The sequence below is a fragment of the Variovorax paradoxus B4 genome (assembly GCF_000463015.1).
GTDB classification, from domain to species: domain Bacteria; phylum Pseudomonadota; class Gammaproteobacteria; order Burkholderiales; family Burkholderiaceae_C; genus Variovorax; species Variovorax paradoxus_E.
Genome location: NC_022247.1, coordinates 3,617,020 through 3,641,354, shown reverse-complemented (window position 1 = coordinate 3,641,354; position 24,335 = coordinate 3,617,020). Strand labels below are relative to the sequence as shown.

Genomic DNA, 24,335 nt, shown 5'->3' with positions numbered 1-24,335 from the left:
AGGGCACGCGGCCGGTTATCCAGCCCTGCGGGCGCTTGCCGCCCGCCAACGAACGTACGGAGACAAACCATGTTCAGCTCCCGCTCCATCCTGGCCATGGCGGCCATGTCCCTGGCCGCATCGTCCGCCGCCTTCGCCGCCGACCAGCCCGTCATCGGCCTGGTCACCAAGACCGAAACCAATCCCTTCTTCGTCAAGATGAAGGAGGGCGCGCAGGAAGAAGCCAAGAAGCTCGGCGCCAAGCTGCTCTCCGGCTCGGGCAAGGCCGACGGCGACAACGCGGGCCAGATCACCGCCATGGAAAACATGATTGCCGCGGGCGCCAAGACCATCCTCATCACGCCGAGCGATGCCAAGGCGATCGTGCCGGCCATCAAGAAGGCGCGCGACAAGGGCGTGATGGTGATCGCGCTCGACAGCCCGGCCGATCCGCCGGATGCGACCGACGCGCTCTTTGCCACCAACAACTACACGGCCGGCGTGCTGATCGGCGAATACGCCAAGGCCGCGATGGCCGGCAAGCCGGCCAAGATCGTCGCGCTCGACTTGCTGCCGGGCCACCCGGTGGGGGCGCAGCGGCACAACGGCTTCATGAAGGGCTTCGGCCTGCCGGCGAACGATGCCAAGTCGAACGAGCTGTCGAAGGCGCCCGAGATCGTCTGCATGGCCGACAGCTTCGGCGACCAGGCCAAGGCGCAGACCGCGATGGAGAACTGCCTGCAGAAGGCGCCTGAAGTGAACCTGGTCTACACCATCAACGAACCCGCCGCGGCCGGTGCCTACAACGCGCTCAAGCGCGCGGGCAAGGAGAAGGGCGTGCTGATCGTCTCGGTGGACGGGGGCTGCCAGGGCATCAAGGACACTAGCGCCGGCATCATTGCCGCCACCTCGCAGCAGTACCCGCTCAAGATGGCTGCCATGGGCGTGGCGGCTGGCGTGGAGTTTGCCAAGACGGGCAAGAAGGCTTCGGGCTACGTCGACACGGGCGTGACCCTGATCGCGGGCAAGAGCGTGCCGGGCGTCGACAGCAAGGACACCAAGACCGGTACCGAGCTGTGCTGGGGCAAGAAGTAAGCATCGGAGCGTTTTGATGGCGAAATCTCCAACGCACCACATTCCGTGGGGCGCCCTGGGGCCGTGGCTGGCCCTGCTTGGCGCATGCATCTTCTTTGCGACCCAGTCCGACCGTTTTCTCACGGGGGACAACCTCTCGCTGATCCTGCAGCAGGTGATGGTGGTCGGCGTGATCGCCATCGGCCAGACGCTGATCATTCTCACGGCGGGCATCGACCTGTCGTGCGGCATGGTGATGGCGCTGGGCGGCATCATCATGAGCAAGTTCGCGACCGAGCTCGGCCTGCCGGTGCCGGTGGCCATTCTTTGCGGCGTGGGCGTGACGACGCTGTTCGGGCTCATCAACGGCCTGCTGGTCACGCGCATCAAGCTGCCGCCCTTCATTGTGACGCTGGGCACGCTGAACATCGCGTTCGCGATCACGCAGCTGTATTCGTCCTCGCAGACCATCACCGACCTGCCTGCCGGCCTCACGGGGCTGGGCACCACCTTCGCCGTCGGCGCGCCGCCGTGGCGTGGGCGCGGTGCGTCGATCGCTGGTGCTCTATGCGCTCGCATGGTTCGTGCTGCGCGAGACGGCCGCGGGGCGGCACATCTACGCAGTGGGCAACAACGCCGAGGCCACGCGCCTGGTCGGCATTCCGACGCAGCGCGTGCTGCTGGGCGTGTACGTGGCGGCGGGCGCGCTGTACGGCATCGCCTCGCTGCTGTCGGTGGCGCGCACCGGCGTGGGCGACCCGAACGCGGGGCAGACAGAGAACCTCGACGCGATCACTGCGGTGGTGCTTGGCGGCACCAGCCTGTTCGGCGGCCGCGGCGTGGTGCTGGGCTCGCTGATCGGCGTGCTGATCGTGGGCGTGTTCCGCAACGGGCTCACGCTGATGGGCGTGTCGTCGATCTACCAGGTGCTGGTGACGGGCGTGCTGGTGATTTTGGCGGTGGCGGCCGATCAACTCTCGCGCCGGGGAGCCCGCTGATGAACACCGTCGCAAACCCGAAGATCGTGATGCAGGCCCGGGGACTGGTGAAGCGCTATGGCCATGTCACGGCGCTCGACGGTGTCGACTTCGAACTGCGCGAAGGAGAAATCCTCGCGGTGATCGGCGACAACGGCGCGGGCAAGTCGTCGCTGATCAAGGCGCTGTCGGGCGCCACCATTCCCGACGAGGGCGAGATCCTGCTCGACGGCGCACCGGTGCACTTTCGCAATCCGCTCGATGCGCGCCGCGCGGGCATCGAGACGGTCTACCAGGACTTGGCCGTGGCACCGGCCATGACCATCTACGAGAACCTCTTTCTCGGCCGCGAACTGCGCCGCCCCGGCTTTTTGGGCAACGTGCTGCGCATGCTCGACAAGAAGAAGATGCTGCACGAAAGCGCGGCCCGCATGGCGGACCTGAAGGTCGGCATCCAGTCGATGACGCAGGCGGTGGAAACGCTCTCGGGCGGCCAGCGCCAGTGCGTGGCGGTGGCGCGCAGCGCGGCCTTTGCGCGGCATGTGGTCATCATGGACGAGCCCACCGCGGCGCTGGGCGTGAAAGAGGGCAACATGGTGCTGGAGCTGATCCGCCGCGTGCGCGACCGCGGCCTGCCGGTGGTGCTCATCAGCCACAACATGCCGCATGTGTTCGAGGTGGCCGACCGCATCCACGTGGCGCGCCTGGGCAAGCGCGCGGCGGTGCTCAACCCCAAGAAGATCAGCATGAGCGATACGGTGGCCGTGATGACCGGCGCCATGACGGCCGACCAGCTGCCTGCGGAGGCGCATGCCTGATGCAGAAGCCCCTGTGCGCTCGCCCGACCTGCTTCGGCCCCGCGGGTCCAACCAGGTCGGCATGCGCCAGTTCAACGAGCGCACGGTGCTGCAGGCGCTGCGCGTTCACACCAGCCTGCCCAAGGCCGACCTCGCGCGGCTGACCGGGCTGAGCGCGCAGACCATCGGGCTCATCACCGCGCGGCTGGAAGAAGACCAGCTGATCGTCAAGCAGAGCCGGGTGCGCGGCCGCATCGGCCAACCTTCGGTGCCGTTGGCACTGAACCCCGACGGCGCTTTTTCCATCGGCATCAAGGTGGGACGGCGCGGCGCCGAATGGCTGCTCATCGACTTCACCGCACAAGTGCGCGAGCGCCACGCCATCAGCTATGCCTTTCCGGACGTGGACGAGTTGCTGCCCGCCATTGCGCAGCACATGCATCGGCTGCGCGACGGGCTCGGGCCACTGGCGGTGCGCAATGTCGGCGCGGGCGTGGCGGCGCCGTTTCTGCTCGGTGGCTGGCATCGGACGCTGGGGTTGTCGAAGGCGCAGTCGGACCGCTGGAACCAGATGGACCTGGCGGCCGAGGTGCGCGCGCGCACCGACGTGCCGGTGAGCTTTGCGCGCGACACCGTGGCCGCCTGCGTGGCCGAACTGGTGGGCGGGCGCGGGCACGACCTGAAGAGCTTTCTCTACATTTTTGTCGACACCTTCGTGGGCGGCGGGCTGGTCATCAATTCGCATCTGCACACGGGCGCGCATGGCAACGCGGGCGCGCTCGCATCGCTGCCGGTGCAACCACCCGGCGCGGGCGGCGGCGGCGCGTTGCCGCAGCAGTTGATGGCGCAAGCCTCGCTGTGGGAACTGGAGCAACGCCTGCGCGGCGAAGGCCTCGACGCGACCGCCGCTTACGACGACCGCGCGTTGCAGGCGCCGTATGCCGCAGCCACCCAAGCCTGGCTGGCGACCGCATCGCAGGCGCTGGCGCATGCCGTCGTCAGTGGCACGGCCTTGCTCGACCTGGCCGACGTGGTGATCGACGGCTCGATGTCGCGCGAGTTGTTGCAGGCGCTGCTGGAGCAGACGCGTGCGGCGCTGGCGCAATGCAATTGGGAAGGCCTGTGGGCGCCGCGTCTGCACGGCGGCAGGGTGGGGGCGCAGGCTTGTGCGCTAGGCGGCGCGATGCTGCCATTGCATGCCAACTTCGCGCCCGACCACGATGTGTTTTTGAAGGCGGCCTGAAAGGCTGCTCGGGGTTCGTTGCGGGGCGATGCGCGTAGCCGGTTCGAGCCGCTCAAAGGTTCGTCGATGCATGCGGGTCGCGCGGCAGCCGCAGCGTGCTCGCGCTTGCGCCTTCGGGGCAAGGTCCGTCGGAATAGGCAGCATCGCCTTCCGGCATGACGCACTTGTGCACTTCGACGAACGCGGGCACGGCCTTGGCGGGTGGCGCGGCGGTGACGATCGCCGGGGCGGGCCGGGGTGCCGGCATCCGCGATTCCATGGACGAGCGTGCCGTCGCATCCGGCACATCTGGCAACAAGCGGTTATCGGACGGCCTGGTCGGCTCCACATGGGCTGGCATGACCGCGGTTGCCAAGGTCGGCGCACGCGCCGCGCTCTCTTGCACCAGGTCTTTCAACGTCGCATAGAAGAGGGAGACCGCCACCAACGCCACGGCCAAGCAAGGTGCCCAGTACCGTTCGGTGCCGGCTCCGCGCGGGGCGGGCAGCGAATTTTGCAGGCTCATGGCTGAAGCTCCTTGTGGTGTTCAGCCATTCTTGATGGGGCTGCCGCGCGCCGCTGTAGGCCTGCGCCATGCGCCGTGAAGGAATCCGTCCCGAGCTTGAGCGGGACGACTCCCATGGGCCTCCCTCAGCTGTCGATGCGTATGTTGTTCGACTTTGCGATCTTTCCCCACTTGGCGTATTCGTCGCGCGAGACCTTGGCGAATTCGTCGATCGTGCTGCCCACCGGCTGCAGGCCCAGGTCGATCAGCCGGCGCTGTACGTCGGGTTGTTTCAGCACCTTCACGATTTCGGTGTTGAAGCGCGCGACGATGTCCTTGGGCGTTGCGGCCGGCACGTAGAAACCCTGCCAGCCGTCCCCGTCGTAGCCTGGCAGCAGCTCGGCCACCGCGGGTACGTCGGGCAGTGCGGCACTGCGCTTCTTGCTGGTGATGGCCAATGCACGCAGCTTGCCGCTCTTGACCAGCGGTATCGCCGTGGTGGCCGGCTCGAAGGCCAGCGGCATCTGCCCGGCCATCACGTCGGCCAACGGGCTTCCCTTGTAGGGCACGTGGACCATCTGGATGCTCGCCATGTTGTTCATCATCTCCATCACCACGTGCGGGCCCGAGCCGATGCCCAGCGACCCGTAGTCAACCGATCCCGGCTTGGCCTTCGCACGTGCAATCAGGTCTTTCAGGGTGGCGTCGGGCTGGTTCGGGCCGGTGACCAGTACATAGGGCACCAGCGCGACCTGCGTCACGGGTGTGAAGTCGCGGAAAGTGTCGTAGGGCAGCTTGGTGTACACGTTGGGGTTGATGCCCATGATCGAGTTGACCGTCATGAACAGCGTGTAGCCGTCGCCCGGGCTCTTGGCCGCGATCTCCGCGCCGATGATGCCGGCCGCGCCCGCGCGGTTGTCGATGACCACGGGCTGCCCCAGGGCCCGCGCCAGGGGCTCGCTGATGATGCGCGTCACCACGTCGGGGGATACGCCGGCCGCAAAGGGCACGATGACCTTGATGGGCCGGTCGGGCCATTTGCCTTGCGCCAGCAGCGGAGGGGCGGCCATCGCCGCGGAAGCCGCGGCAAGCTGCGCCAGCACGGTGCGGCGAGAGAAACGTTGTTCTTGCATGAGGTGTCTCCGTTCTTTTTTCTGAAAGGCTCAGGCGAGCCAGTCGCGCAGGGCGGCGATGAGAGGCTGCGGCGCAACGATGTGGGGGTAATGGCCGCCCGTCGCAAGGCTCAGGTGCCGCGCATCGGGGTAGAGCGCGCGAACGCGCGCGCGCACCGCGGGTGTGATCGTCGGGTCGTCCGCGCAGTCGCACACCACCGTGCCGGCGATGGCCGGCACGGAAGCTGGCGCCTGCGCGTGGGCCACCTGGCGCAACCGCTCGCGGAATGCGCCTGCCGGCAGGCCGTGGTGCAGCATGTGCAGCTGCACGCTGCGCAGCAGATCGTCGGGCCTGGCCGCCAGGGCGGCATGCCAGCGGGAGACGACCTGGTCGTCGGTGGCCGTGTCCAGCCAGGCCGCATCGAACAGCGGCGAAGCCTTCACGTCGGACCCGTCGACGAAGGTGTTGCCCAGCCACAGGGCCGAGACCTGCTGCGGAAAACCGGCGGCGAAGTGCTGTGCCCACCATGCGCCGTAGGACGAACCCCAAAGCGCGACCGGTCCGGTGTCCAGATCCCGCAGCAGCGCAGCCAGCCCTTCGGCGAGTTGCGCGGGGCTCCGGCCGCCGGGGTAGGTGACGCTGACCACGCGGCGCTCGGCGTCGAAGGCCTGTGCCACCTGCCAGGCCGTGTCGCCGTTGCCAAGCGCGCCAGGCAACAGGACCAGCGGCGCCTTGACGCTCCGGCGGGCGTTGTCGCGGTAGCCCCACGGTGTGCCGTCGCCCTCGGTGAAGCGGCCCAGCGGCGCGCTGGCAACATAACTGCTCAGCGCTGGCGATGAAGGGTGGGCCAGGCTCATGCGAGGTAGCCTTCTTCGCGCAGGGTCGATTTGGCCTTCTCGGTGAAGTCGGCTTCGGGGGCGTTGCCGCCGATGACGAACATCAGGAAGTGCGTCTTGTTCGGCTCGCTGTGGGTGATGTTCTCGAAGCGCCGGTTCACGCCGGGCGGGAAGGAGCAGATGTCCCAGGGGCCGACGTCGAAGTACTCATCCTTGCCATCGAGTTCCCACAAGCAGCGCCAGGTGCCGGTCAGGGGCATGAAGGTCTCGTTGGTGTCGTGGTTGTGCATCATCGGGCCGTTGCCCGGCTTGGCCTCGCAAAAGCCCAGGTTGAAGCCTTCGCTGATGCGGATCGCGGCGTTCTCGGCGGCTTGCGCACCCACCGGCGACACCACCTCTGCACCGCCCTTGCCGGCCGGCGGCTGGAAGCCCACTGCGTTGTAGAGCTTGCGCACGGCGCTCGGATATCGGCTGTCGGGCAGGCCTCCGTCGAAGCCCTTGAGGTCCTTGAAGTAGGCAACGCGTTTGCGCATCTCTTCGCGCGTGACGCGGATCTGGGGAATGGCCATCGTGAATATCTCTGTGGAAGTGAAGGAGGCCGTCGAGTATTCGCTTCCAGGCCCGCCGATGCCATCGCAAGATCCGATGCGCGCCATCGGCTTCGTGATGACGCATGCGGGTTTTCCCGTCGCAAGGCGCTGGCCGATCCGCGCGTCGGCGCGGCAAGATGCGTTCATGAAACTTCAGGATCTCGACCTGCACCTGCTGCGCGCCTTCGACGCGCTACTGCGCGAAAAGCACGTCACCCGCGCCGCGGAACGGCTGGGAATGAGCCAGTCGTCGATGAGCGTGTCGCTTGCCAAGCTGCGCGATCTGTTCGGCGACGAATTGCTGATGCGCTCGGGCAGCGGGTGGATGCCGACTGAGCTGGCATTGGTGCTCTGGCCACGTGTTCAGGATGCCATCGGCGCGCTCGAGCGCGTGCTCGAATCGCCGAGCTTCGATGCCGCCACCGCGACGACGACCTTCCGCCTGATCGTCATCGACTACATCGACCTGCTGATGATGCCGGCCGTGATGCGCCGCATCCGGCAGGAGGCACCGGGCGTGAAGCTGCATGTGCTGCAGACCAACCCCCATCATTTCGGCGAGATGATGGCGGCCGGCGAACTCGACCTGGCGTTGACGTATTTCCCCGGAGCGCCGGACTACCTGAAGGGGCGCAAGCTCTTTTCGGATCGCTTCCTGGGCCTGTGCGCCAGCAGCCATCCGGTGCTTTCCCAAACGCTCGATGTGGGGAGTTTCTGCGCGCTGCCGCATGTGACCATCGAACTCGATGCTGCGCAGATCTACAACGTGCAGATCGACGCGGCGCTCGAACCCCATGGCCTGCGCCGGCGGGTACAGATGATCAAGCCCAGCTTTCTGGCGCTGCCCTTCGTGCTGGAGACTTCGGACATGGTGGCCAGCGTGCCCGCACGCCTGGCGCGCCGCATGACGCGCATGGCGACGGTCTCGTTGTTCGACATCCCGCTCGAGCTGCCACTGTTCGATGTGCGCATGCTCTGGCACCCGCGCACCGACCATTCGCCCGCGCACGAATGGCTGCGCGACCTGATGCTGGCCTGCGCTCGCGAGGCCTGAGGGTTCAACTGCCGACGGCGCAGGGCTACTTGCTCTTGTCCCTTGCGATCGCGAGGCTGCGGGCTTCCGTGAGCAGAGGCTTCACTGTCTCGAAGGTCTTGTTGCTCGGGTTGATCACGCTGACCCAGTACATCTTTGCGTACACCGGATGCGGCATGAGCTTGTCGAGCGCGGTGAAGTCGATGTTCCCTTCGTCCAGTTCGCCGAACAGCGCGCGGAAGGTTTCCTTGCCGACGCCCACGTTGAGGCGGAAGACGCCGGGACGATTCAGGTTCGAGGCGCTGTCGAAGTCGTTGTCCTTCGTCACGATGGTGGCGAAGGGGAACTTGTTGTCCGTGCCGTGAAAGAAAAAAGTGTTGTCGTCGGCGACCTGTAAATGGCCGCCGGCCATCAGGTCGATGAGGTGTTGGGTGATCGCGTCTTCGGTCATGGGCGCGATCTTGCCAGCGTTCAGGAAGGCCAGCGTCGCAGGCCCAGTTCGTCGGCAAGTCGTCGATAGGTCTTGATCTGCGCCGCCACGTACTCGTCCAGCGCGGCGCCGGTGAGCGCGAAGGGGTAGAGCCCGTGCTGCTCGCGCAATGCCGCGTAGCCGGGCGCTGCGCTCGCTTCCTGGAAGGCCGTGGTCCATGCACGCACAGAAGCTTCAGGCACGTTTGCGCTGAGGTACAGGCCGCGAACCGTCGGCCAGACGATGTCCACGCCTTGCTCGCGCGCAGTGGGCACGCCGGTGAGCGCGCCGCCCAGCCGCGTCTGCGACAGCACGGCCAGCAGCCGCACCGCCGCGCCGCCCGTGATGGCCTGCAAGGCTTCGGCCGCATCGCCGGGGAATACGTCGACATGCTTGCCCTGCAGTGCGCCCAGCGCATCGCCGCCGCCTTCGAAGGACACGAAGCGCATGGCCTTGTGATCGCGGCCCGCGGCGCGCACCAGCAACGCGGCCTTCACCCAGTCCTGGCTGCCGACCGTGCCGCCCGCGCCGAAGGCAATGCGCGAGGGTTCTTGCCGCAGGGCGGCGATCAGGTCCTGCAGGCGCTTGTAGGGGGAGTCGCGGTGCACGGCGATCACGCCGTAGTCGGTGCCGAGCGTGGCGATCCAGCGCACCGCTGAAGGCGGGTGCGGCCCGAAGCGGCCTTGCGCAAGATTGAGCAGCGAGCCGCTCGAGAACGCCACCAGCGTGCCCGGTCCGCCGAGCCGCCCGGTGGCGATGCGGTCGAAGGCCACCGCGCCGATGCCGCCCGGCAGGTAGCGCTGGCCCAATGGCGGACGCGTCGGGCGCACCGCCTGCAGCGCATCGCGCGCGAGGGCGCAGCTGAGGTCGAAGCCGCCGCCCGCCTTGGCGGGAATGATGCAGTCCGCCGCGGCCTCGGACGGATCGTTGGCCGACGCCGCAGCGGCACGAAGACTTCCAGGCAGCAGCAATGCAGACAGCGTGCGCAGCGCATGGCGGCGGGTGGCGGAGGAGATCGGCATGGCCTGTGTACGCCCGGCTAGCTGGCGGCCGGCCGAGGCCACCAGATGATCGCATGCAGGCCCGTGCCCGCCTCGCGGGATTCGAGCCGCAGCTCGCCCCGGTGCCGCTGTGCGATGGAACGCGCAATGGCCAGCCCGAGGCCGAAACCGCCCTTGGCCGCGCGTGCGCCGCGGCGAAAGCGCTGGCCCAGCGCGGCGCGTTCTTCCTCGCCCAGGCCGGGACCATCGTCTTCGACGTTGAGGCTCCAGCCCGCCGCATCGCCGGCAGCGAAGAGGGTGATCGTTCCTTCGGTCGGGGTGTAGGCGATGGCGTTCGTCACGAGGTTGCCCAGCGCCTCGCGCAGCAGTCCCCGGTCCGCAACCGCGAAGAACTCGAGCGTGGGCGCATGGATGCCCAGGTCGATGCGCTTGGCGCGCGCCAGCGGCAGCAGGTCGACGGCCACTTCCCGCAGCAGCGCCGCGAGGTCGAATTCAGCGGGCTCCACCGCCACCGTGTCGCTGCGGCCGAGCGCGAGCAGTTGCTGTGCGCTGCGCGTCGCGCGGCCGATCTCGGTCGCGAGCGCATCGAGTGCCGCCTGCACCTGCACCGGGTCCTGCTCGCGCCGCGCGTAGTCGGCCTGCATCTGCAGCGTGGTGAGGTGGGTGCGCAGCTGGTGCGAGGCGTCGTCGAGAAACTGGCGCTGCTGCACCACCAGGTCCTGCGTGCGCGACATCTGCTGGTTGACCGCCGCCACCAGCGGGCGCACTTCGGCCGGCAGATCGGCCTCCGCGATGCGCGTCAGGTCGTCGGGCGTGCGGGCCTGCACCTCGCGCGCCAGCCTCGACAACGGCCGCAGTGCTGCAGCGAGCGCAAGGGCGGTGCCGCAGAGCAGCATCGCCAGCACCAGCCCGTCGCGCAGTGCGGCGCTGCGCACGAAGCGGGCTGTGAATTCCTGCCGCGAGCGCGTGCTCTCGCCGACCTGGATCAGCACGCTGCGGCCGGTGCTGCCGGCCGGTGCGCGGTCGAGGTCGCGCCGGTAGGCCGCCAGTCGCACCGCCTCGCCGAAGTAGGTCGCGTCGTAGAAGGACGGCACGCCCATGGCCAGCTCGGCGGGCGGCGCGGGCAGGTCGGCGCTGCCGAGTTCGACCAGCCCATCGGAAGTCGCCACGCGAAAGAACACCTGGCCGCTCGCCGTGAGCTCGAAGAACTCGAACATGGAGTACGGCAGCTCGACCGAGAGGCCGCCCGAGGCGGTCGAGATGTTGGCGTCGATGGATTTGAGTGCGCCCAGCAGCGAACGGTCATAGGCCGCGTTGGCGGCGGCGAGCGCGTCGTGCCGTGTCATCCACAGCTCGATGCCAGTCACCGCGAGCAGGGCGGGGAACAGCAGCAGCGCGAGCCGCTGCCACAGGCTCGCGCGCCGCAGACGAGCCGCAATGTTCAGCGCCACGCTCCGCTCACTCGGTCTCCAGCACATAGCCGAGCCCGCGCAGCGTCACGATGCGAACGCCGCTGCCGTCGAGCCGCTTGCGCAGCCGGTAGACAAGGACCTCGACCGCCTCGGGGTGCACCTCTTCGTCGTCGGAAAACACCCGTTCGAGGATCTGCTGTTTCGAGAGCGGCTCGCCGCTGCGCTGCACCAGCACGCGCAGCACGGCCAGCTCGCGCGGCGACAGTGCCAGCGCTTCGCCGTTCAGCACGAACTGCCGGCGCGCGCCGTCGTACACCAGCGGGCCGCAGGCCAGGCGCGGATGCTCCACGCCGCGCGCCCGCCGCACCAGTGCATGCAGCCGCGCTTCGAGCTCGGCCAGCGCGAAGGGCTTGGCAAGGAAGTCGTCGGCACCCCCATTGAGCGAGGCCACGCGCTCGTTCAGCGAATCGCGCGCCGTGAGGATCAGCGCCGGCAGCCGCTGGTCGCGTTCGCGCAGCCGTTGCAGCACCGTGTGGCCATCCATCCCCGGCAGGCCCAGGTCGAGCACCAGCGCATCGTGGTCGCGCGCCTGCAGCGCCCGGTCCGCGAGCCGGCCATCGTCCACCCATTCGACCTGGATGCCCGCATGCTCCAGCGCCTTGCAGAGCCAGGTGCCCAGGGTGTGTTCGTCTTCGGCCAGCAGGATGCGCATGGCGCGATGCTAGGGCCTGCGAGGCTCAGTCGGGCTTGATGTTCGCCCGGGCGATCACCTTCTGCCAGCGGGCCTGCTCGGCCGCGATGAACTGCGTGAACTGCTCGGGCGTGCCGCCGACGGCTTCCGCCGCATCGGCGGTCAGCCGCTGCATCGAATCGGGCGACTTCACGGCCTTCATCGTTTCGGCCGAGAGCTTGGCAAGCTGCGCGGGCTCGATGCTGGCCGGCGCGAGCATGCCGTACCACTGCGTCATCTCGAAGCCCGGGAAGCCTTGCTCGGCGACCGTGGCCACGTCGGGCAGCTGCGCCAGGCGCTTGGCCGAGCCGGTGGCAATGCAGCGCACCTTGCCGGCCTTGATGAAGGGAATGATGGCCGCCGCGCCGATGGCCGAGGCGTCGAGCCGGCCCGAGAGCAGGTCGGTCACCATCGGCCCAGTGCCGCGGTAGGGCACGTGCAGCATGAACACGCCGGCGGTCATCTTCAGGTATTCGAAGGCCAGGTGGCCTGCGCTGCCGTTGCCCGCGGAGCCGTAGCTCAGCTTGCCGGGGTTCGACTTGGCGTAGGCGATGAACTCCTTGAGGTTCTTCGCCGGCACGTCGGGGTGCACCACGTAGAGGCTGGGCACCTTGGCCAGCAGGCTCACGGGCTTGAAATCCTTGTTCGCGTCGTAGGGCAGCTTGGCGAAGATGTACGGGTTGACCGCCAGCGTGCCGATGTGTCCGAGGATCAGCGTGTGCTGGTCGGTGCTGCGCGCCACCTCGCTCATCGCGATGTTGCCGGCCGCGCCGGGCTTGTTGTCGACGAAGACGCTCTGGCCCAGCGTGCGCGAGAGCTCGGCGGCGGTGGAGCGCGCGACGATCTCCGAGCTGCCGCCCGGCGCGAAGGGCACGACGAAGCGCACCGACTTGCTGGGCCAGGCCGACTGCGCCGATGCCATCGACGGAAGCAGCCCGCCAAGGGCCAGCGCGCTGCCGCCCTGCAGCCACTGTCGGCGTGTGGCCTGCTGTTCATTCAGGAAGTGGTTGTCGGACATGGTGCTTGTCTCCATCGCTTGTGTGAAAGAAAGCCCGCATCCTGCCCGACGGAGGCTGTCGGAAAGCTGTCAGTCAGATCAGGTTGCGCATGGCCTGCGCGGTTTCGCGCAGCACCGGCAGCACGCGCGCCACCGCGTCTTCGGAGCTTTCGTGGCCCATCGGCATGGTGATGTTGAGCGCGCCCACCAGCGTGCCGTGCCGGTCGCGCAGCGGCACGGCAATGCCGCGCGAATTGAGGTCGAGCTGCTGCTCCGACAGCGCCCAGCCCTGTGCGCGGATGCGCGCCAGTTCGAGCTTCATGCGCTCCATGCTCGCGATGGTGTACGAGGTGAACACCTGCAGTTGCCGCGTGGCCAGCCATTCGGCCAGTTCGGCCTCGCCGCGCAGCGCGAGCATCAGCATGCCGGCGGCCGTGACCTGCGCCGGCACGCGCGCGCCCAGCACGTAGCCGGTGCTCATGCTTCGGTTGGGTCCGTTGCGGGCGATGTAGACCACCTCGTCGCCGTCCATCACGCTCAGGTATGCGATCTCGTGCGTGCCGGCGGCCACGCGCTGCAAAAAGGGCTGGACGATGCGCGGCAGCCGTGCCGAGTCGAGATACGACTGCCCCAGACGCAGCACGCGCGGCGTGAGCCAGAACAGCTTGCCGTCGCCCGCCACGTAGCCCATGTGCTGCAGCGTCAGCAGGTAGCGCCGCGCGGCCGTGCGCGTCATGCCGGTGCGCTCGCCGGCCTGGCTGGCGGTGAGGCGCGGATGGGCGTCGTCGAAGGCTTCGATGATGCTCACGCCGCGTTCCAGTCCGGCGATCCAGTCGCGCTTGTCGAGGCCGGCCGGCGCGGGAGAAAGATCGGTGAGATCGGTGCTCATGGCTCGAAGTGTGCCGTGCGGCGGGCGGCATCGCGCTTGGCCTCGATCAGGATAAACCCTGTTTTTGTACGATAAACGAACGCATTGGCACGATTGTCGTGCATATCGGGTCTCGCCCGAGGATGAATTGCACGGCGAGATGGATAAAGTTCGCCTTGGCAATGGCCTCGGAGCGATTGCCGCACAAAAGAGGCAAGAACATGACCACCTCCATCACCGGCAGCACCCTGGCGTACCTGATCCCCGGCGACCCCGTGCGCAACGTGCGCCTGCCGAGGTTGTTCAACGCCGTCTTCGAGCGTTTCGGCATCGACGCGGTGCTGCTGCCTGTGCAGGTGCCGCTGCGCGACTTCGCGGTGTTCTTCAAGTCGGCCTTCCTGGCCCGCAACGTGCGCGGCATGGTGATCGCGCCGCCGCACAAGCCGCTGGTGGTCGATCTGCTCGACGGCTGCGGCCTGTTCGGCCGCGTGGCGGGCTCGGTCAACGTGGTGCGCCGCACCGAGAACAACGAGCTGGAGGGCGACCTGTTCGACGGCGAAGGCCTCGTGGGCGCGCTGGACCACTTCAATATTCCGTTCCGCGGCAAGCGGGTGCTGATCCTCGGCGCGGGCGTGAGCGCCGCCGCTATCGGTGTGGCGCTGGCCGAAGGCGGCACGGTCGATGGCGCCGAGCACATTGCCTTCTACGACACCTCGGCCGGCAAGGCGGCTGGCGTCGCGGCCAAGCTCGACGCCTTCTTCGATGCCGACGTGGCAGTCGCCGACAGCAATGCGCCCGAAGGCTATGACCTGGTGATCAACGCCACGCCGCTCGGACTGGATGAGAACGACGCGCTGCCTGTCGACGTCGCCCGCATGGACCGCCATGCCGCGCTGTTCGACATCCTGCTGCGCAACCAGCCCACGCCGCTGGTGCGCGCGGCGCGCGCACGCGGGCTCAACGCGCAGGCCGGCTTCGAGATGCTGATCCAGCAGATGCCGCACTACCTCGGGTACTTCGGCCATGCCGATGCGGCGCAGGGCGTGCGCGACGACGCCGACTTTCTGCGCGAGATCGTCTATCCGCCGGCCATGCACGCCGAGATCCGCCAACCCCTGCGCTACCGGTCGCCGAGCGTGGCTTGACCCGGGCGGCGAAACGAAAACCCATATCAAGGAGGAGACGAAATGACAAAGATATTCGACGGCTACTGCAAGGTGCTCGATGCGCTGATCGCGTTGGGGCTTGCCATCATGGTCGTGCTGGTGTTCGGCAACGTGGTGCTTCGCTATGCCTTCAACTCGGGCATCACCGTGTCGGAGGAGGTGTCGCGGTGGCTCTTTGTCTGGGTCACGTTCCTGGGGGCCGTGGTCGCGGTCAAGGAGCGCGGGCATCTGGGCACCGACTTCCTGGTGGCGCGCCTGCCGGTACTGGGCAAGAAGATCTGCCTTGTCGTGGGCCACTTGCTCATGCTGTATGCAACCTGGCTGCTGTTCAGCGGCAGCCTCGCGCAGGCAAAGATCAACTGGGACGTGGAAGCGCCGGTCACCGGCGCATCGACCGCGATCTTCTACGCCTCGGGCATCGTGTTCGCAGCCTCGGCGGCGGTGTTCCTGCTGAGCGACCTGGTGCGCGCGCTCACCGGCCAGCTGAGCGAAGAAGAACTCGTGATGGTGCAGGAGTCGGAAGACCTGGCGCAGCTCGGGCGCGACGACGCGATCGAACGCGACACCCACGACAAGCGCTGAGAGCCGGAACCCACCATGACCGTATTCATCTTCCTCGGCTCGCTGCTCGCCGCCATGGCGCTGGGCATCCCGATTGCCTATTCGCTGCTGCTCTCGGGCGTGGCGCTGATGTACCACCTCGACCTGTTCGACGCGCAGATCCTGGCGCAGAACGTGGTGAATGGCGCCGACAGCTTCCCGCTGCTTGCCGTTCCCTTCTTCATGCTGGCCGGCGAGATCATGAATGTCGGCGGCCTTTCCAAGCGCATCGTCAACCTCGCCCTGACGCTCGTCGGCCATCGCCGCGGCGGTCTCGGCTTCGTGGCCATTCTGGCGGCCTGCCTGCTGGCCGCGCTGTCGGGCTCGGCGGTTGCGGACACCGCTGCGCTCGCGGCGCTGCTCTTGCCGATGATGGTGCGTGCGGGCCACGACAAGGCGCGCGCCGCGGGCCTCATCGCTTCGGCCGGCATCATCGCGCCGGTCATTCCGCCATCGATCGGATTCGTGATCTTCGGCGTTGCGGCCAACGTATCGATCAGCAAGCTGTTCCTTGCGGGCATCGTGCCCGGCATCATGCTGGGGCTGGGCATCGCCGTCGCGTGGTGGTGGGTCGCCAAGCGCGAAAACATCCAGCCGGCGCCCAAGGCCACCGGTGCCGAGCGCGCGAAGGCCTTCAAGGAGTCGCTGTGGGCGTTGTTCCTTCCGGTGATCGTGCTGGTGGGTCTCAAGATGGGCGTGTTCACGCCCACCGAGGCGGCCGTCGTCGCGGCGGTCTACGCGCTGTTCGTCGCGATGGTGGTCTACCGCGAGATGAACTTCGCGCAGCTCTATCGGGTCTTCGTGAGCGCGGCCAAGACCACGGCCGTGATCATGTTCCTGGTGGCGGCGGCCATGGTTTCCGCCTGGCTCATCACGGTGGCCGACCTGCCGAGCAAGCTCATCAGCCTGCTGGAGCCCTTCATGGGCAACCAGACCTTGCTGCTGATCGCGATCATGGTGCTCGTGATGGCGGTCGGCACGGCCATGGACATGACGCCGACCATCCTGATTCTCACGCCGGTCCTGATGCCGGTGGTCAAGGCCGCGGGCATCGATCCGGTCTATTTCGGCGTGCTGTTCATCATCAACAACGCCATCGGGCTGATCACACCACCGGTGGGCACCGTGCTCAATGTCGTGGCGGGCGTCGGCAAGATGAAGATGGACGAGGTGACGCGCGGCGTGCTGCCGTTCATGACGGCGCAGTTCATCGTGATGTTCCTGCTCGTATTTTTCCCCTCGATCGTGCTGGTGCCCATGCGCTGGTTCGCCGGCTGACCCCGTGTTTCACGTTCCCTGTTTCGATTCAAACCCCCAAGGAGACAAGCCATGAAGAAGACCATCACCCGCGCCCTTTGCCTCGGCATTGCAATGCTGCTGCCCGTGGCCGCGGCCGTTGCGCAAGACATCAAGGAGCGTTCGATCAAGTTCGCGTTCCAGAACCAGGGCGACCATCCACAGGCCCTGGGCGCGAAGAAGTTCGGCGAACTCGTCGCGCAGAAGTCGGGCAACAAGATGCAGGTCAAGCTGTTCCCCGGCGGCACGCTCGGCGGCGACGTGCAGACCATCTCTGCCATCCAGGGCGGAACCATCGAGATGACCGTGCTCAATGCCGGCATCCTCTCCAACCAGGTCAAGGCCTTCGCGGTCTTCGATTTCCCGTTCCTGTTCGCCAATCCGCAGGAAGCCGATGCGGTGACCGACGGGCCTTTCGGCAAGAAGCTGTTTTCGGAACTCGCGGCCAAGAACCTCATCGGTCTCGGCTACTGGGACCTGGGCTTTCGCAACGTGACCAACAGCAAGCGCCCGATCAACAAGGTGGAAGACCTGGCCGGCCTGAAGATCCGCGTGATCCAGTCGCCGATCTACATCGATCTGTTCAATGCGCTCGGCGCGAACGCCACGCCGATGCCCTTTCCAGAGCTCTACCCGGCGCTCGAACAAAAGGCGGTCGACGGCCAGGAGAATCCGAACACGGTCATCCGCACGTCGAAGTTCGCCGAAGTGCAGAAGCACCTTGCGCTGACGCAGCACGTCTACAACCCGCAGGCGCTGATCGTCGGCAAGAAGCTCTGGGATTCGCTCAGCGATGCCGAAAAGAAAATCATGACCGAATCGGCCGACGAAGCCACCAAGTTCGAGCGCGAAGTGTCGCGCGGACAGGCCCAGGCCGCACTGGCGGACCTCAAGAAGGCCGGCATGCAGGTGACCGAATTCAGTCCCGCCGAAATGCAGCGCCTTCGCGACAAGGTCAAGCCGGTGGTGGACAAGCACAGCGCCCTGGTGGGCGAGGCCGTGGTGAAGGACCTGTACGCCGAGATCGCAAAGGTCCGCAAGTAAATCCAAAAAAAGGCGAGTGAAGAACACCATGATCACCGGCAAGACCACCCTCGTAGCGCACCTGGGCTTTCCCACCGAAAGCTTCAAGGCGCCGATGATTTACAACCCCTGGTTCGAGAAGCAGGGCATCGACGCGGTCGTGGTGCCGATGGGTGTGAAGCCTGAGGACTATCCGGCGGCCTTCGCCGTGCTGTTCCGGCTCACCAACATCCGGGGCGCCCTGGTGACCATGCCGCACAAGATCACGACCATGGGCCTGGTCGACGAGGTGACGCCGACCGCGAAGATCGCCGGCGCCTGCAACGCCGTGCTCAAGCGCGCCGACGGCACGCTGGTGGGCGACCAGTTCGACGGCGCCGGTTTCGTGCGCGGTGTTCTGCGCAAGGGCTGCACGCTCGAGGGCGCGCGCGTGCTGGTCTCCGGAAGCGGCGGCGTCGGCTCGGCGATTGCGGCCTCGCTGGCGGCGGCCGGCGTTGCGCAAATTGCGCTCTTCGATGCCCACACGGCCTCGGCCGAAGCGCTGGCCGGACGCCTGCGCGCGCACTATCCGGCGCTGGCCGTGTCCACGGGCTCGAACGACCCGGCCGGTTTCGATCTGGTCGTCAACGCCACGCCGCTGGGCATGAAGGAAGACGATCCGCTGCCTTTCGAGGTGGACCGCATCGCACCGTCGACCTTCGTCGGCGAGGTCGTCATGAAGTCAGAATACACACCGCTGCTGCGTGCTGCACGGGACAAGGGCTGCGCCGTGCAGGTCGGCACCGACATGCTGTTCGAGATGATTCCCGCCTACCTCGAGTTTTTCGGCTTCGGCACCGCCACGGCGGACGCGCTGCGCGCCGAGGCGAAGATCAGCTACTGAGATGCAGTGCTTGGCGGGCCGCCATGCGCTGCGAGAGGAAGACGCGGTGTAATGCAGTTGCGCTCACTCGATTTTTTTGACGCGAGAGGCGTTCACCATGAGTATTTTCGAAGGCTTTCTTTCCACGTCCGAGACGCTCTCCGCCTTCAGCGACCACAACTTCGTCGATGCCATGCTTCGCTTCGAAGCGGCATTGACCCGTGCGCAGGTCGCGCTCGGGCTGGTGCCGGAATCGGCCGCGCATTCGATCGTCGGCAGCTGCAAGGTCGAGCTGTTCGACGTGGCGAAGATCGTGCGCGACAGCGGCCGCGCCGGCAGTGTCGCGATTCCACTGGTCAAGGCCTTGAAGGAGGCCGTGGGCCTGTTCAATCCCGGGGCCGTGCCTTTCGTGCATTTCGGCAGCACCAGCCAGGACGTGATCGACACCGCCATGGCGCTGGTCACGCGCGAAGGCGTCGCGCTGATCGAAGCCGATGTCGACCGCGCCATCGAAGCGCTGCTGCAGCACGCCACACAGCATGCGGCCACGCCGATTCTTGCGCGCACGCTGATGCAGCCGGCGTCGGTCACGAGCTTCGGCCTCAAGTGCGCCGGCTGGGCCGCGCCGCTGGTGCGCAGCCGCGCCCGGCTGCGGGAGGCCGCGCGGCATGCCCTGAACGTGCAGCTCGGCGGGGCCGTCGGCACGCTTGCGCAGATGAAGGGGCAGGGGCCGGCCGTCGTGCAGCGCGTGGCGGACGAGCTCGGCCTCGGCAATGCCGGTGCCACCTGGCATACGCAGCGCGACGAATGGGTCGCGCTCGGCTGCGAGCTGGGACTGCTCACGGGCAGCCTGGGCAAGATCGCGCGCGACATTTCGCTCATGGGCCAGTACGAGGTCGGCGAGGTGGCCGAACCCACCGAGCCGGGCCGCGGCGGCTCCTCGGCGATGCCGCACAAGCGCAACCCCGTGGCGGCGATGGTTGCGCTGGCCGCGGCCCAGCGTGCGCCCCAGCGCGTTGCCGCGCTGCTGGCCGCGATGCCGCAGGAACACGAGCGCGCACTCGGCGGCTGGCAGGCCGAGCTGGCCGAATGGCCGCAGCTGCTCATGTCCGCGCACGGCAGCGCGCGCGCGCTGGCCGGCGCGCTGCCGGGCCTGCAGATTGACGCGGCGCGCATGCGTGCCAACATCGACGCATTGCGCTCGGAGCTGCCGCGCGAGGCCGCGGACGAATGGTTCGACCCCGCCCTGGCCGGGCCCGCCGGCGAAACCGCGCTGCGCCAAGTGGCGGCCTTGCGCGCCCACCTGACTGCGAAAGACACATCCCGATGACCGACGAAGCAAGCACAGCCCCCGCGAACGACTACGAAGCCGGGCTCGTCAACCGCCGCCGCGTGCTGGGCGATGCCTGGGTCGACAAGTCGCTGGCCAACCGCAACGAGTTCAACGCCGAGTTCCAGGAGCTCATCACCCGCCACGCGTGGAACGACATCTGGGGTCGGTCTGCGCTGGGCGACAAGACGCGCCGCTACATGGTGCTGTCGATGATGCTGGGCATCCACGCCTATGAAGAATTCGCGATGCATGTGCGCGCCGCGCTCGACGGCCCGCCCGAGTCGCGCCTGACGCCCGAGGACATCAAGGAAGTCATCATGATGGCGGCTATCTACTGCGGCGTGCCCGTGGCGAACCACGCCTTCGGCATCGCAACCGGCATCCTGCGCGAGAAGGGCTTGCTGGACGCGACCTCCCGGTGACCGGGCCGAGCCTGCGCAAGGCCCGGTTCGATCTCGGCTTTGGCTTGCTGCTGCCGCTGCTGCTGGCGGCACAGCCCGTGGCCACCGACAGCTACCTGCCTGCACTGCCCGCCATCGCGAAGGAGCTGGGCTCGGCCAGTACCAGCCTCACGCTCTTCGTGCTGGCCTTCGGCTTTGCGCAGTTGCTGTGCGGCCCGCTGGCCGATCGTTTCGGCCGCCGGCCGGTGCTGCTGGCGGGGCTCGGCTGCTACGCGGTCGCGGCCCTGGGCGGCGCGTTCGCCGGCAGCGTGGCGGTGCTGGCGGGCTGGCGCACGCTGCAGGGTTTTTCGATGGCGGCCATCCTGGTTTGCGCGCGCGCCGCGGTGCGCGATCTCTACCCTGCGCACGAAGGTCCGCACGTCATGGCGCGCGGGCTCACGGGCCTGGGCGTGGTGGGGCTGCTGGCGCCGCTTTTGGGCGCATGGCTGGTGCAGGGCGCCGGCTGGCGCTGGGTGATGGTGTCGATGGCGCTCTATGCGCTGCTGCTCCTTGCGCTGTGCTGGCGTTCGTTCGGCGAAACGCGGCGGCCGCTGGCGGGCGATCTTTCAGCACCGCGCGGCAGCGCCCGCGCCGTGTTCGCGAGCCGCAGCTTTCGCGCCTGGGCCTCGTTGGCCGCAACGACCTACGGCGGTCTCTTTTGCTTCCTGCTGCTGTCGCCGATGGTCTACATCGGCTATCTGGGCTGGTCGCCCGCGATGTACGGCTGGATTCCGGCGGGTGGCTCGCTGGTCTACATCTTCAGCACCACCCTGTGCCGGCGCCTGCTGCGCAGGCATGGGCCGGTGCACACCGTGCAGCTTGGCGCCGCGCTGAGCATTGCCGGCGCATCGATCCAGGCGCTGGGCTGTTGGCTGGCGCCGCACAGCGCCGTGCCGCTGCTTGCGGGCCATGCGGTCTATTGCCTGGGCCACGGCATCCACCAGCCCTGCGGCCAGGCTGGCGCGGTGGGAGACCTGCCGCACCTGGTGGGGCGGGCCGTGTCGTGGTCGGGCTTCGGCATGATGATGGTGGCGTTCAGTGTCGGGCAAATTGCGGCACAGTTCGTCGACACCGGTTTCTCGAACGGCGCCTGGCCGATGGTCGCTCCGATGCTGCTCGCGGGCTGCGTGCTGCTGGCCATCGCGTTCCTCTGGCTGCCACGTCTTCAACATCCAATGAAAAAGGAATCACCATGACCCGTTTGAATGTCGTCCGCGAAGGCAGCGGCCCCTTCGTCGTGCTCAGCCATGCGCTGGGCTGCGATCTGCACATGTGGGACGGCGTGGCCGAGCAGCTTGCGCGCGGCCACACCGTGATCCGCTACGACCACCGCAACCATGGCGGCTCGGAGGTGGTGCCAGGCGCGTTGCGCGTCGAGACGCTGGCACAGGACGCGGCCGAGCTCATCCAGCGCGAGGCGGGCGGGGAGCCGGTGCACTTCGTCGGCCTTTCGATGGGCGGCATGACCGCACAGGCGCTGGCGGTGCGGCATCCCGAACTGCTGCGCAGCGTGGTGATCTCGAATTCGTCGGCCCACTACCCCGACCAGGCACCGTGGCGCGCCCGCGCCGAGACGGTGGCTGCCAAGGGCGTTGCCGCCATTGCGCTGGGCGCGGTGGCGCGCTGGCTGACGCACGGCTTCGTCACCACGGCAGAGGGCAAGGCCGCGGCCCAGGCGCTGAACGATGTGCTGGTGCGCACCGATCCGCAGGGCTACATCGAAAGCTGCAACGCGGTGGCCGCCATCGATTTTCGCGAGAGCAACCACCGCATCGCCGTACCGACGCTGGTGATTGCCGGCCTGCAGGACGAAGCAACGCCGCCGGCAATGTCCGAAGCCATGGCGGCCGCCATCCCCCGTGCACGCCTGGCCACCATCGATGCGGCGCACCTGAGCGCGGTGGAGCGGCCGGTCGAGTTCGCTCAATTGCTGATCGATTACTGGCGCAGTCTCTGAAAGAACGGCTCGCGGAGGCTGCTGGGTAGCCTAGGTCTAACCCCTATTTCGTGCGAACAATGAACGTAGGCGTTCGATGATCGAACGCGGCCTGGGTGTGGAGCGTTGTGGAGGGTGCCGGGTGTTTCTACAGTCGCCTGCATGCATCGCTCCATTGCCACCGTTTCCCTCAGCGGCACGCTTCGCCAGAAGCTCGAAGCCATTTCGGCTGCAGGCTTCGACGGCTTCGAGCTGTTCGAGGCCGACTTCGTCAACTTCAGGGGCGGCGCCGCCGAGCTGGGCCGCATCGCCTCGGACCTTGGCCTCTCGATCGACCTGTACCAGCCGTTCCGCGATTTCGAGGGCATGCCCGAGGCGCAGTTCCGCCGCAGCCTGGAGCGCGCCGAGCGCAAGTTCGACCTGATGGAAGCCATGGGCGCGCCGCTGATGCTGTGCTGCTCGAACACCTCCCCGCTGGCCATCGACGGCCCGGCGCGCGCCGCGGCCCAACTGCACGAACTCGCGGAACGCGCCGCGCGCCGCAAGTTGCGCGTGGGCTTCGAGGCACTGGCCTGGGGCCGCTTCACCTCGCTCTATGGCCAGGCCTGGAACATCGTGCGGCAGGCCGATCATCCGAACCTCGGCCTGATCCTCGACAGCTTTCACACGCTGTCGCTGAAGGACGATCCCGTGGGTATCGCGGCCATTCCGGGCGACAAGATCTTCTTCCTGCAGATGGCCGACGCGCCGCTGCTTTCGATGGACGTGCTGCAGTGGGCCCGCCACCACCGCTCGTTCCCGGGGCAGGGCGATCTCGACGTGATCGGCTTCTTCGAGCAGGTGCTGCGCGCAGGCTACACCGGGCCGCTGTCGCTGGAAATCTTCAACGACCTGTTCCGCGAGACACCCAACCGCCGCACCGCGGTGGACGCGATGCGCTCGCTGCTGTACCTCGAAAGCGAGGCGCAGCGGCGGCTGGCGTCGACGGCCGATACACCGGCGCGCGCACAGCCCGTCGAACTGTTCAGCCCACCGCCCGTGCCGGCGCTCTCGGGCCTGTCGTTCATCGAGTTCGCGGCGGATGAGGCCTCGGCCAGGACGCTCGGCATGCTGCTGGAGCAGCTCGGCTTCCACCGCGTCGGCCGGCACCGCTCGAAGGCCGTGGAGCTGTACCGCCAGGGCGAGATCAACCTGATCGTCAACGCGCAGCCGGATTCGTTCGCGCGCAGCCGCTTCGAGGCGCACGGCACTTCGGTGTGCGCGCTGGGCGTGCGCTGCGCCGATCCGCTGGCGGCGGTCGACCGTGCCACGGCCATGCGCTCGCAGCGCCACGACAGCCCGGTCGGCCCGAACGAGTTGCGCGTGCCGGCCATCGTGGCGCCGGGCGGCAACCTGATCCACTTCGTGTCCGAGGCCCTGGGCACCAACGGCCTGTACGAGGCCGATTTCATCCTCGAGGAAGACGCAGCAGCCGATGCCAGCGGCGCCGGCCTCACGCAGATCGACCACGTGGCGCTGGGCCTGGCGCTGGACCAGCTCGACACCTGGGTGCTGTTCACGCGCGCCGTGCTGGGGCTGGAGCCGGGCGAAAGCCTGGAGCTGGCCGATCCCTTCGGCCTGATCCGCAGCCGCGGCGTGGCCAATGCCGATCGCAGCGTGCGGCTGGTGCTCAACGTGTCGCTGAGTCAGCGCACCCGCACCGCGCGCACGCTGAGCGTGACCGGCGGCGGCGCGGTGCACCACATCGCGCTGCGCTGCGAGGACATCTTCGAGAGCGTGGAGCGGCTGCGCGCCGCGGGCACGCGCTTCGTGCCCATCTCGGACAACTACTACGACGACCTGGCCACGCGCATCGACCTGGACCCGGCGCTGCTCGCGCGCATGCGCACGGCCGGCGTGCTGTTCGACCGTTCGCCCGCGGGCGACTACCTGCACATCTACACCGAGAACATCGAAGGCGGGCTCTTCTTCGAACTGGCACAGCGCACCGCGGGCTACGACGCCTACGGCGCGCTCAACGCACCCGCGCGCATGGCATCGCAGGCGCAGGAATAAATATTATTTTCGTCAACCCGG

Annotated in this window: 24 protein-coding genes and 1 pseudogene; 15 read left to right on the top strand and 10 right to left on the bottom strand. The window is 67.7% G+C overall.

Annotated features, from left to right (window positions below):
- The first annotated feature begins 69 nt into the window (after positions 1 to 69).
- The 4 genes and pseudogenes from VAPA_RS16985 (at position 70) to VAPA_RS16970 (ending at position 4,070) form a co-directional block, all read left to right on the top strand.
- On the top strand, positions 70 to 1,074 hold the full coding sequence (locus VAPA_RS16985; protein ID WP_021007999.1) for a sugar ABC transporter substrate-binding protein: 1,005 nt from the start codon (positions 70 to 72) through the stop codon (positions 1,072 to 1,074).
- A gap of 16 nt (positions 1,075 to 1,090) precedes the next feature.
- A pseudogene (locus tag VAPA_RS16980) lies at positions 1,091 to 2,051 on the top strand (ABC transporter permease).
- Positions 2,051 to 2,848: an ATP-binding cassette domain-containing protein gene (locus tag VAPA_RS16975; protein ID WP_041946143.1), complete on the top strand. Its 798-nt coding sequence runs from the start codon at positions 2,051 to 2,053 to the stop codon at positions 2,846 to 2,848. The pseudogene VAPA_RS16980 and the gene VAPA_RS16975 overlap by 1 nt, the downstream one beginning before the upstream one ends.
- Positions 2,841 to 4,070: an ROK family transcriptional regulator gene (locus VAPA_RS16970; RefSeq protein ID WP_021007998.1), complete on the top strand. Its 1,230-nt coding sequence runs from the start codon at positions 2,841 to 2,843 to the stop codon at positions 4,068 to 4,070. The genes VAPA_RS16975 and VAPA_RS16970 overlap by 8 nt, the downstream gene beginning before the upstream one ends.
- 52 nt (positions 4,071 to 4,122) lie before the next feature.
- Here VAPA_RS16970 and VAPA_RS16965 read toward each other — a convergent pair whose 3' ends face one another.
- The 4 genes from VAPA_RS16965 to VAPA_RS16950 all read right to left on the bottom strand — a co-directional run bounded on the left by VAPA_RS16965 (position 4,123) and on the right by VAPA_RS16950 (position 7,072).
- The gene (locus VAPA_RS16965) at positions 4,123 to 4,575 is read right to left on the bottom strand and encodes a hypothetical protein (protein ID WP_021007997.1); all 453 of its coding nucleotides are present in this window, start codon (positions 4,573 to 4,575) and stop codon (positions 4,123 to 4,125) included.
- Positions 4,576 to 4,700: 125 nt separating this feature from the next.
- On the bottom strand, positions 4,701 to 5,687 hold the full coding sequence (locus VAPA_RS16960; RefSeq protein WP_021007996.1) for a tripartite tricarboxylate transporter substrate binding protein: 987 nt from the start codon (positions 5,685 to 5,687) through the stop codon (positions 4,701 to 4,703).
- Positions 5,688 to 5,717: 30 nt separating this feature from the next.
- Entirely contained in the window at positions 5,718 to 6,524 is an 807-nt protein-coding gene (locus VAPA_RS16955; RefSeq protein ID WP_021007995.1) for an alpha/beta fold hydrolase, read from the bottom strand.
- Complete coding sequence (locus VAPA_RS16950; protein ID WP_021007994.1) at positions 6,521 to 7,072, bottom strand: cupin domain-containing protein; 552 nt, start codon at positions 7,070 to 7,072, stop codon at positions 6,521 to 6,523. Before VAPA_RS16950 ends, VAPA_RS16955 begins: the two co-directional genes overlap by 4 nt.
- A gap of 1 nt (position 7,073) precedes the next feature.
- On the opposite strand from VAPA_RS16950, the gene VAPA_RS16945 reads away from it, so the two are divergent.
- Positions 7,074 to 8,147 (top strand): LysR family transcriptional regulator, encoded by a 1,074-nt coding sequence (locus VAPA_RS16945; protein WP_196232511.1) that lies wholly within the window; start codon positions 7,074 to 7,076, stop codon positions 8,145 to 8,147.
- Between the two features lie 25 nt (positions 8,148 to 8,172).
- Here the strand turns inward: VAPA_RS16945 and VAPA_RS16940 are convergent, their stop codons facing one another.
- The 6 genes from VAPA_RS16940 to VAPA_RS16915 all read right to left on the bottom strand — a co-directional run bounded on the left by VAPA_RS16940 (position 8,173) and on the right by VAPA_RS16915 (position 13,624).
- The gene (locus VAPA_RS16940; RefSeq protein WP_021007992.1) at positions 8,173 to 8,577 is read right to left on the bottom strand and encodes a DUF6194 family protein; all 405 of its coding nucleotides are present in this window, start codon (positions 8,575 to 8,577) and stop codon (positions 8,173 to 8,175) included.
- A 20-nt stretch (positions 8,578 to 8,597) separates the two neighbouring features.
- Positions 8,598 to 9,617: a Bug family tripartite tricarboxylate transporter substrate binding protein gene (locus VAPA_RS16935; protein ID WP_021007991.1), complete on the bottom strand. Its 1,020-nt coding sequence runs from the start codon at positions 9,615 to 9,617 to the stop codon at positions 8,598 to 8,600.
- A gap of 17 nt (positions 9,618 to 9,634) precedes the next feature.
- Entirely contained in the window at positions 9,635 to 11,041 is a 1,407-nt protein-coding gene (locus VAPA_RS16930; RefSeq protein WP_041946493.1) for a sensor histidine kinase, read from the bottom strand.
- Between the two features lie 13 nt (positions 11,042 to 11,054).
- Positions 11,055 to 11,720 (bottom strand): response regulator, encoded by a 666-nt coding sequence (locus VAPA_RS16925; protein WP_021007989.1) that lies wholly within the window; start codon positions 11,718 to 11,720, stop codon positions 11,055 to 11,057.
- Between the two features lie 25 nt (positions 11,721 to 11,745).
- Positions 11,746 to 12,756 carry a Bug family tripartite tricarboxylate transporter substrate binding protein gene (locus VAPA_RS16920; protein ID WP_021007988.1) on the bottom strand — a complete coding sequence of 337 codons (1,011 nt, stop codon included), beginning with the start codon at positions 12,754 to 12,756 and terminating at the stop codon, positions 11,746 to 11,748.
- 73 nt (positions 12,757 to 12,829) lie between these two features.
- Positions 12,830 to 13,624: an IclR family transcriptional regulator domain-containing protein gene (locus VAPA_RS16915; protein ID WP_021007987.1), complete on the bottom strand. Its 795-nt coding sequence runs from the start codon at positions 13,622 to 13,624 to the stop codon at positions 12,830 to 12,832.
- A 200-nt stretch (positions 13,625 to 13,824) separates the two neighbouring features.
- Between VAPA_RS16915 and VAPA_RS16910 the strand changes: the two genes are divergently transcribed.
- From VAPA_RS16910 to VAPA_RS16865, 10 genes are all read left to right on the top strand, one after another.
- Positions 13,825 to 14,748: a shikimate dehydrogenase family protein gene (locus VAPA_RS16910; protein WP_021007986.1), complete on the top strand. Its 924-nt coding sequence runs from the start codon at positions 13,825 to 13,827 to the stop codon at positions 14,746 to 14,748.
- A gap of 42 nt (positions 14,749 to 14,790) precedes the next feature.
- Positions 14,791 to 15,351 carry a TRAP transporter small permease gene (locus VAPA_RS16905; RefSeq protein ID WP_021007985.1) on the top strand — a complete coding sequence of 187 codons (561 nt, stop codon included), beginning with the start codon at positions 14,791 to 14,793 and terminating at the stop codon, positions 15,349 to 15,351.
- A gap of 15 nt (positions 15,352 to 15,366) precedes the next feature.
- Positions 15,367 to 16,647 carry a TRAP transporter large permease subunit gene (locus VAPA_RS16900; protein WP_021007984.1) on the top strand — a complete coding sequence of 427 codons (1,281 nt, stop codon included), beginning with the start codon at positions 15,367 to 15,369 and terminating at the stop codon, positions 16,645 to 16,647.
- Positions 16,648 to 16,698: 51 nt separating this feature from the next.
- Positions 16,699 to 17,709, top strand: a complete 1,011-nt coding sequence (locus VAPA_RS16895; RefSeq protein WP_021007983.1) for a TRAP transporter substrate-binding protein — start codon at positions 16,699 to 16,701, stop codon at positions 17,707 to 17,709.
- 28 nt (positions 17,710 to 17,737) lie between these two features.
- Complete coding sequence (locus tag VAPA_RS16890; RefSeq protein ID WP_021007982.1) at positions 17,738 to 18,571, top strand: shikimate dehydrogenase family protein; 834 nt, start codon at positions 17,738 to 17,740, stop codon at positions 18,569 to 18,571.
- Positions 18,572 to 18,668: 97 nt separating this feature from the next.
- On the top strand, positions 18,669 to 19,880 hold the full coding sequence (gene pcaB / locus VAPA_RS16885; RefSeq protein ID WP_021007981.1) for a 3-carboxy-cis,cis-muconate cycloisomerase: 1,212 nt from the start codon (positions 18,669 to 18,671) through the stop codon (positions 19,878 to 19,880).
- A complete protein-coding gene (locus tag VAPA_RS16880) occupies positions 19,877 to 20,305 on the top strand; it encodes a carboxymuconolactone decarboxylase family protein (RefSeq protein ID WP_021007980.1) in 429 nt (142 codons plus the stop codon). The genes pcaB and VAPA_RS16880 overlap by 4 nt, the downstream gene beginning before the upstream one ends.
- Positions 20,302 to 21,519 (top strand): MFS transporter, encoded by a 1,218-nt coding sequence (locus VAPA_RS16875; RefSeq protein WP_021007979.1) that lies wholly within the window; start codon positions 20,302 to 20,304, stop codon positions 21,517 to 21,519. The genes VAPA_RS16880 and VAPA_RS16875 overlap by 4 nt, the downstream gene beginning before the upstream one ends.
- A complete protein-coding gene (locus VAPA_RS16870; RefSeq protein WP_021007978.1) occupies positions 21,516 to 22,280 on the top strand; it encodes an alpha/beta fold hydrolase in 765 nt (254 codons plus the stop codon). Before VAPA_RS16875 ends, VAPA_RS16870 begins: the two co-directional genes overlap by 4 nt.
- A gap of 141 nt (positions 22,281 to 22,421) precedes the next feature.
- The gene (locus tag VAPA_RS16865; protein WP_021007977.1) at positions 22,422 to 24,314 is read left to right on the top strand and encodes a bifunctional sugar phosphate isomerase/epimerase/4-hydroxyphenylpyruvate dioxygenase family protein; all 1,893 of its coding nucleotides are present in this window, start codon (positions 22,422 to 22,424) and stop codon (positions 24,312 to 24,314) included.
- The last annotated feature ends 21 nt before the right edge of the window (positions 24,315 to 24,335 follow it).

What these genes read in the sequence shown, in the direction of transcription:
- VAPA_RS16910 (WP_021007986.1), top strand. Translation starts at nt 13,825, where the DNA reads ATGACCACCTCCATCACCGGCAGCACCCTGGCGTACCTGATCCCCGGC.
- VAPA_RS16950 (WP_021007994.1), bottom strand. Translation starts at nt 7,072, where the DNA reads ATGGCCATTCCCCAGATCCGCGTCACGCGCGAAGAGATGCGCAAACGC.
- VAPA_RS16905 (WP_021007985.1), top strand. Translation starts at nt 14,791, where the DNA reads ATGACAAAGATATTCGACGGCTACTGCAAGGTGCTCGATGCGCTGATC.
- VAPA_RS16915 (WP_021007987.1), bottom strand. Translation starts at nt 13,624, where the DNA reads ATGAGCACCGATCTCACCGATCTTTCTCCCGCGCCGGCCGGCCTCGAC.
- VAPA_RS16935 (WP_021007991.1), bottom strand. Translation starts at nt 9,617, where the DNA reads ATGCCGATCTCCTCCGCCACCCGCCGCCATGCGCTGCGCACGCTGTCT.
- VAPA_RS16965 (WP_021007997.1), bottom strand. Translation starts at nt 4,575, where the DNA reads ATGAGCCTGCAAAATTCGCTGCCCGCCCCGCGCGGAGCCGGCACCGAA.
- VAPA_RS16955 (WP_021007995.1), bottom strand. Translation starts at nt 6,524, where the DNA reads ATGAGCCTGGCCCACCCTTCATCGCCAGCGCTGAGCAGTTATGTTGCC.
- VAPA_RS16880 (WP_021007980.1), top strand. Translation starts at nt 19,877, where the DNA reads ATGACCGACGAAGCAAGCACAGCCCCCGCGAACGACTACGAAGCCGGG.
- VAPA_RS16895 (WP_021007983.1), top strand. Translation starts at nt 16,699, where the DNA reads ATGAAGAAGACCATCACCCGCGCCCTTTGCCTCGGCATTGCAATGCTG.
- VAPA_RS16890 (WP_021007982.1), top strand. Translation starts at nt 17,738, where the DNA reads ATGATCACCGGCAAGACCACCCTCGTAGCGCACCTGGGCTTTCCCACC.
- VAPA_RS16925 (WP_021007989.1), bottom strand. Translation starts at nt 11,720, where the DNA reads ATGCGCATCCTGCTGGCCGAAGACGAACACACCCTGGGCACCTGGCTC.
- VAPA_RS16970 (WP_021007998.1), top strand. Translation starts at nt 2,841, where the DNA reads ATGCCTGATGCAGAAGCCCCTGTGCGCTCGCCCGACCTGCTTCGGCCC.
- VAPA_RS16920 (WP_021007988.1), bottom strand. Translation starts at nt 12,756, where the DNA reads ATGTCCGACAACCACTTCCTGAATGAACAGCAGGCCACACGCCGACAG.
- VAPA_RS16900 (WP_021007984.1), top strand. Translation starts at nt 15,367, where the DNA reads ATGACCGTATTCATCTTCCTCGGCTCGCTGCTCGCCGCCATGGCGCTG.
- VAPA_RS16940 (WP_021007992.1), bottom strand. Translation starts at nt 8,577, where the DNA reads ATGACCGAAGACGCGATCACCCAACACCTCATCGACCTGATGGCCGGC.
- VAPA_RS16975 (WP_041946143.1), top strand. Translation starts at nt 2,051, where the DNA reads ATGAACACCGTCGCAAACCCGAAGATCGTGATGCAGGCCCGGGGACTG.
- VAPA_RS16985 (WP_021007999.1), top strand. Translation starts at nt 70, where the DNA reads ATGTTCAGCTCCCGCTCCATCCTGGCCATGGCGGCCATGTCCCTGGCC.
- pcaB (WP_021007981.1), top strand. Translation starts at nt 18,669, where the DNA reads ATGAGTATTTTCGAAGGCTTTCTTTCCACGTCCGAGACGCTCTCCGCC.
- VAPA_RS16865 (WP_021007977.1), top strand. Translation starts at nt 22,422, where the DNA reads ATGCATCGCTCCATTGCCACCGTTTCCCTCAGCGGCACGCTTCGCCAG.
- VAPA_RS16960 (WP_021007996.1), bottom strand. Translation starts at nt 5,687, where the DNA reads ATGCAAGAACAACGTTTCTCTCGCCGCACCGTGCTGGCGCAGCTTGCC.
- VAPA_RS16870 (WP_021007978.1), top strand. Translation starts at nt 21,516, where the DNA reads ATGACCCGTTTGAATGTCGTCCGCGAAGGCAGCGGCCCCTTCGTCGTG.